This is a genomic window from Betaproteobacteria bacterium (assembly GCA_016791345.1).
Lineage (GTDB): Bacteria > Pseudomonadota > Gammaproteobacteria > Burkholderiales > JAEUMW01 > JAEUMW01.
Genome location: JAEUMW010000094.1, coordinates 1 through 2935, shown reverse-complemented (window position 1 = coordinate 2935; position 2935 = coordinate 1). Strand labels below are relative to the sequence as shown.

Genomic DNA, 2935 nt, shown 5'->3' with positions numbered 1-2935 from the left:
GTTCCGGAGCGATCGGGAAACCCGGCGGAAGCCTGAGCGTGGTCGCTCCGAGAACGGCGGAAGGGCGCTGCGGAAGAATGCGGAAATCGAGGCGGATCAGTTGTAGCCGAGCACGACGCTCGCCGCGATCTCGTCGCGTTCGCCGGCAAGCCTGCGATCGGTGAGATCGAGATTGGACGGAACCTTCGTTGCCTGCTGCGCGTCCTGCGCGAGCTTGTGCTCGAAGGGCGCCGGGGTGCGCGAACTGCCGCGCTCATTGAACATGCGACTTCTCACTTGCGACATTTTCTGGAACCTCCATGGTTATCGGACTGCAAGGGGTTTCCAGCAAACGCTATGCCCGTGCCGTGAATTCATCGCCTGGTGCGCTTCTTCCGGCTGCCGAACGACGCCGGCATCCCGTGCCGCGGTCAGGGCTTTTTCCTGGCGCGCGGGTGCGCGGCGTCGTAGACCTTCGCCAGATACTGGAAGTCGAGATGGGTGTAGACCTGCGTCGTCGAGATGCTGGAATGCCCGAGCAGCTCCTGCACGGCACGCAGGTCGCCGCTCGACTGCAACAGGTGCGACGCGAACGAGTGGCGCAGCATGTGCGGGTGCACGCGGCCGGCAAGGCCACGCTTGAGTCCCCAGCGGTGGAGCCTTGTCTGCACGGTGCGCTGCGCGAGCGGGGTGCCCGCGCGATCGATGAAGAGCGCACGCGTGTCCTGCTTCGCCCATCGGCTGCGCGCCGGAAGCCACGCCCGGATGGCGGCGAGCGCCGCCGAACCCACCGGCACGACGCGGGTCTTGCGCCCCTTGCCGATAACTTCCACGGTGCCCTGCACGAAGTGCAACCGTGCGACGTCGAGGCCGACGAGTTCGGACAGGCGCAAGCCGGACGAATAGAACAACTCGAACATCGCGCGATCGCGCAGTTCCAGAGGCGTCGAAGCGGGCGCTTCGAGCAGCTGGCGGACCTCGTCGGGCGAGAGCACCGGCGGCAGCTTGCGCGGCGCCTTGGGCGCGCGCACGCCGGCGCAGGGGTCCACGTCGAAGCCGTGATCGCGCGCGAGGTAGCGGTAGAACGCACGCCAGGAAGACAGCACGCGCGCGAGGCTGCGGCCCCCCAGACCCTTGCCGTGCAGTTCGGCCACGAAGCGTCGCACGTGGTGCGGCCGCAAGCACTCGAGCGACGTATCGCCCGTGCGCGTGAGCAGCAGACGGATGTCGCGCAGGTAGTTGACGCGCGTGAGCGGACTCAGCCGCCGCTCGTGATCGAGATAGGAAGTGAAGCCTGCGAGATAGCGCGCGGCCTCGTCGGCGGTCGGTGGTGTTGATCCCGAATCGGCGGCAGCTGCGTTCATGCCGGCGCGTGTTCGCTCGCGGTGCGCGTTCGATGCAGCGCCGCGACGACCATGTCTGCGAGGCGTCGAAGATAGAGCGTGCCCATCTCCGGATAGAAGCGCTGCGAATCCTCGCTCGCCAGCGTGAGCAGGCCGATGACATCGGCGCCCTTGAGCGGTACGTAGGCGAACGAGCGCAGCCGGGCGCCGTCCTCGCCGAACCACGCCGCCGTGTCGTACATCGCATGGCCGACGCAGTACGGCCCGGACAGGCTCTCGGTGAACATGTGCACTTCGGCGCCGGCTTCCTGGAACTCCGCGCGCTCCGAATCCGGGATTGCCGGCCACAGGCGGAGCGCGACGTGCGGCACGGCGAAATCCTCGCGCAGGTTGAAATAGAGGTCGTGCAGGACAGCATCCAGATCGCGCGCACCGATGAGCGCGAGCGTCAGACGATGCAGGCGCTCGCCGATCGCGTCGTTCTCCTCGCCGAACTCGATCAGCTCCTTCAGCTTCGCTTCGAGGGCACGGTTCTTCTCGCGCAGCGTGAGAATCTGGCGCTCGGAAATCGGGATGGCGCGACCGCCGTGCGGATGCGGAATATAGATTTCGGCGAGCGCGTCCGCCTGCTCCTCGAAGAACTCGGGATGCTGCTGGAGATACGTCGCGACCTGTTCTGACTTCATTCGAGGCTCTCTTGCGTTCGTTGGAAAGCAATTCTACACACAAGGGCAATCTTTGCCGTAAAACAGCAAATTACAACCTAGACTTGAGAGTACAGATTAAATATCGTCGGCAAGCTCGATCTCGCCCTCGAACACCGTTCGAGCCGCCCCCGTCATCCAGACCGGCGCCGCCTGACCCGCCCACGCGACGGTGAGTTCGCCCCCGCGCGTTGCCACCTGCACCGGCGAGTCGAGGAGTCCTCGCGAAATGCCTGCCACCCCGGCCGCGCAGGCACCGGTGCCGCACGCCAGCGTCTCGCCGGCGCCGCGCTCGAACACGCGCAGCCGGATGCGGTGGCGATTCACCACCTGCATGAAGCCGGCATTGACGCACTCCGGGAACAGGGCATGACGTTCGAGAAGGGGACCATCGACGGCCACCGGCGCGCGGTCAACGTCCGTCACCACCTCGACCGCATGCGGATTGCCCATGGAGAGCACGCTCGCTTCCACTTCCCGTTGAGGCAGCGGGATCCGGTAGGTGAGCGCCTGCGTCGCGGCCCGGAACGGAATGCGCGCGGGCTCGAATATCGGAGCGCCCATGTCGACCGTGACCTGTCCGTCGTCCTCGATCCGCGGCACGATCACGCCCTGCTGCGTCTCGACGCGGATCTCGCGCTTTGCGGTCAGTCCCTTGTCGCGCACGAACCGCACGAAACAGCGGGCACCGTTGCCGCACTGCCCGACTTCGCCGCCATCGGCATTGAAGATGCGATAGTAGAAATCCGTATCGGCGCGGCGCGGCGCTTCCACCTGCAGGATCTGATCGCAACCGACGCCGAAGTGGCGATCGGCGAGCAACCGCAGCTGGGCACGCGATAGCTCGATCGGCTGCGCCGTCGCGTCGATCACGACGAAGTCGTTGCCGAGCCCCTCCATCTTCGTGAA

4 protein-coding genes are annotated in these 2935 nt (G+C 66.2%); all 4 read right to left on the bottom strand.

Annotation, left to right across the window (positions count from 1 at the left end):
- Positions 1 to 96: 96 nt before the first annotated feature.
- Positions 97 to 285 (bottom strand): hypothetical protein, encoded by a 189-nt coding sequence (locus JNK68_03785; GenBank protein ID MBL8539472.1) that lies wholly within the window; start codon positions 283 to 285, stop codon positions 97 to 99.
- 125 nt (positions 286 to 410) lie between these two features.
- Positions 411 to 1343 (bottom strand): tyrosine recombinase XerC, encoded by a 933-nt coding sequence (xerC, locus tag JNK68_03780; GenBank protein ID MBL8539471.1) that lies wholly within the window; start codon positions 1341 to 1343, stop codon positions 411 to 413.
- The gene (locus JNK68_03775; protein ID MBL8539470.1) at positions 1340 to 2008 is read right to left on the bottom strand and encodes a DUF484 family protein; all 669 of its coding nucleotides are present in this window, start codon (positions 2006 to 2008) and stop codon (positions 1340 to 1342) included. The genes xerC and JNK68_03775 overlap by 4 nt, the downstream gene beginning before the upstream one ends.
- A 96-nt stretch (positions 2009 to 2104) precedes the next feature.
- A partial coding sequence (gene dapF / locus JNK68_03770) for a diaminopimelate epimerase (protein MBL8539469.1) occupies positions 2105 to 2935 on the bottom strand: 831 nt, incomplete at its 5' end.

Bases quoted from the DNA above. Each gene is read 5' to 3' on its own strand.
- JNK68_03785 (MBL8539472.1), bottom strand. From the start codon at position 285: ATGTCGCAAGTGAGAAGTCGCATGTTCAATGAGCGCGGCAGTTCGCGC.
- xerC (MBL8539471.1), bottom strand. From the start codon at position 1,343: ATGAACGCAGCTGCCGCCGATTCGGGATCAACACCACCGACCGCCGAC.
- JNK68_03775 (MBL8539470.1), bottom strand. From the start codon at position 2,008: ATGAAGTCAGAACAGGTCGCGACGTATCTCCAGCAGCATCCCGAGTTC.